Origin of the sequence: Bacillus sp. FJAT-53060 (genome assembly GCF_037104745.1) — a bacterium.
Taxonomy (GTDB): domain Bacteria; phylum Bacillota; class Bacilli; order Bacillales; family Bacillaceae; genus Bacillus; species Bacillus stratosphericus_B.
On the sequence record NZ_JBAWSW010000079.1, the window covers coordinates 1 to 2,540 of the forward strand.

The window sequence follows — 2,540 nt, forward strand, 5'->3', positions numbered from 1 at the left end:
CCACGTGTTACTCACCCGTCCGCCGCTTACATCCGGGAGCAAGCTCCCTTCTGTCCGCTCGACTTGCATGTATTAGGCACGCCGCCAGCGTTCGTCCTGAGCCAGGATCAAACTCTCCGAAAAAGAAACAAAACCGAAGTTCTGTTTTTCGTCAGTTTGACTGACTACCTATGAAGTATCATAGGATTTTTTTATAATAACTCGAATTAACAGGTACGTTTTGTCTTGTTTAGTTTTCAAAGATCATACTCATTGTCGCTCAGAGGCGACTTTATTAATATAACATTTGAGCACTGTGTCCGTCAAGTGTTTTTTTAAATTCTTTTTGTCAGCTTTTCTTTAAATGCAACTCAGTTGCTCATTGGCGACGTATAATAATATACCATTATGATATTCAGTTGTCAATATCTTTTTTCACAAAATATCCTCGATGATAGATTTTTTGTCCCTTTGTCTCAATTGGCTTCACTTGAATAATTCCTTTTTCCACAAGGAAATCAATCATGACGCTTAGATCAGGCGTAAAATGCTTAAGGTCAGGATGTGCAAGAAGCTCTCCAAAAAGCCAAATATCCTGCTGCTCCATTACATGACGCAAATGAGCGGCGCCAATTTCTGCTTTTGAATGGATCAAAAAATCATTCGCTAAAAATAACAGTTCTAAACGCTTATGCAGGCTTTCGTGGCTTTCAATCAGTTCTGAATAAAGTTTATATACTTCTGGCTTCATATGTCGCACTTGGTTCCAAACTGTCACTTCTGGGTGGAAACCTTTATCAATGACTTCGATACGTGCCAAATGATGCAGTGCATGCACAATGGAATTATATGCATCAAGGAATTGATTTGACTCAAAAAATGCTTTTCCTTCTATATATCTGCGAATGAGCTTGCCATATTCTAAACCGATTTTAAGCTTGCGGTTTGAAAAAGGGAATGTACTCAGTTCATCAATCAAGTTAAAAATATATTCATTTCGATCAAAGAGGACTTTGCCATTCAGAATCCAATCAATGATTCGACGGTTGGTACCGAGGGTAATCCATTCCTTCAACTGATCATCTGTGACAACATTTAAAGAAGCTGTTTGGTTATCGGATTCATAGTGCTTGATAAATAAAGGCTCTTTTGCTTCCTTTACAATGACAAGAAGTGCTGCATCAAAGTTATCTGTTTCTGAAGATACTTTATGTCTTCTTTCTACTATGATCACAGCTAATGTATCTGGATGGCTTGCTCTCTCTTGATAAATAGGACGGAGAAGATTTTCCATAGTGATTCCTCCAATACTCGGGTGTAAGGTTCTTCTCTAATGCTATGTATTTCTCCTCATAGAATCAAAATTCCTTCAATACATAAAAAAAGATCATTGAATCATTATACGTAATTTATTCACAAAACTCTATAACTAATTCAAACGGAAAGGTAAAATGTGCTATATTGGAGATAAGGGGGACTAGGAATGGCGAAATACTCCAGTAAGATTAATAAAATCAGAACATTTGCACTTAGCTTGGTTTTTGTTGGTTTTCTAATCATGTATATCGGTGTGTTCTTCAAGGAATCGATCTGGCTGTCGACCTTCTTTATGCTGCTCGGCGTCTTATCGGTTGGATTAAGTACAGCCGTTTACTTTTGGATCGGCATGCTTTCTACGAAGGCCGTGCGAGTCGTTTGTCCAAGCTGCGAGAAGGAGACAAAGGTGCTCGGACGAGTGGATATGTGCATGCATTGCAGAGAGCCGCTTACACTCGATCCAACATTAGAGGGTAAAGAGTTTGATGAATCATACAATAGAAAAAAGTCATGAAAATAAGCTGACCATTCGACTGGTCAGCTTTTTCATTAATGATTTTCTTTTTTCGCGCATTCTTGACAAGTTCCATAGATCTCCAAGCGATGATGACTGACTTTAAAGCCCGTCACATGGGATGCAAGCTGTTCTACTTCATCAAGGCCAGGATAGTGAAAGTCAACGATTTTTCCGCAGTTCTCACAAATCGCATGGTAATGGTCAGATGTCGCAAAATCAAATCGGCTTGAGGAATCCCCATACGTTAATTCCTTTACTAATCCAGATTCCCGGAAGACTCGTAAATTGTTGTAAACCGTTGCTACACTCATATTTGGAAATTTCCCTTCAAGTGCTTTATATATATCGTCCGCGGTTGGGTGAGTCATAGAATTTACGAGAAACTCCAAGATGGCATGGCGCTGCGGAGTAATTCGAACACCGTTTTCTTTTAAAGCATCTAAAGCGTCTTTTAGTTCGTGAGCAGCCATTTCATCATGCACCTCTCTTCAAATATTCTTATATTATAATCTTTATAAATAGTGTAAGCCCACAGCCGAAACTTTGTCAATTACAATCCTCTTTTTTACCTATTCTTCTTTACAAAAAAGACTGGCATGTTGATATTATCCCCTCTAAGTAGACAGTGTAAAAAGCCCAAGAACATATCTTGGCTGTTACACTATACTTGGAGGGGATTTTTTATGGCTAGAAAGGGACAACAATTTCAACACTATTCTAAAGAATT

At 38.5% G+C, this 2,540-nt stretch carries 3 protein-coding genes and 1 rRNA gene; 1 reads left to right on the forward strand and 3 read right to left on the reverse strand.

The window, feature by feature from the left end:
* A 16S ribosomal RNA gene (locus tag WAX46_RS15545) occupies positions 1-123 on the reverse strand; the annotation flags it as partial.
* Between the two features lie 271 nt (positions 124-394).
* Positions 395-1,273, reverse strand: coding sequence for a nucleotidyltransferase-like protein (locus WAX46_RS15550; RefSeq protein WP_226570300.1), 879 nt, complete (start codon positions 1,271-1,273; stop codon positions 395-397).
* Positions 1,274-1,462: 189 nt separating this feature from the next.
* Here WAX46_RS15550 and WAX46_RS15555 point away from each other — a divergent pair, with 189 nt between their 5' ends.
* The gene (locus tag WAX46_RS15555) at positions 1,463-1,810 is read left to right on the forward strand and encodes a YgzB family protein (protein ID WP_226570298.1); all 348 of its coding nucleotides are present in this window, start codon (positions 1,463-1,465) and stop codon (positions 1,808-1,810) included.
* A gap of 35 nt (positions 1,811-1,845) precedes the next feature.
* Here the strand turns inward: WAX46_RS15555 and perR are convergent, their stop codons facing one another.
* A complete protein-coding gene (perR, locus tag WAX46_RS15560; RefSeq protein ID WP_336494308.1) occupies positions 1,846-2,283 on the reverse strand; it encodes a peroxide-responsive transcriptional repressor PerR in 438 nt (145 codons plus the stop codon).
* Positions 2,284-2,540: the final 257 nt, after the last annotated feature.

Excerpts from the sequence above, each read along its gene's own strand:
- WAX46_RS15550 (WP_226570300.1), bottom strand. The coding sequence starts at position 1,273 with ATGGAAAATCTTCTCCGTCCTATTTATCAAGAGAGAGCAAGCCATCCA.
- WAX46_RS15555 (WP_226570298.1), top strand. The coding sequence starts at position 1,463 with ATGGCGAAATACTCCAGTAAGATTAATAAAATCAGAACATTTGCACTT.
- perR (WP_336494308.1), bottom strand. The coding sequence starts at position 2,283 with ATGGCTGCTCACGAACTAAAAGACGCTTTAGATGCTTTAAAAGAAAAC.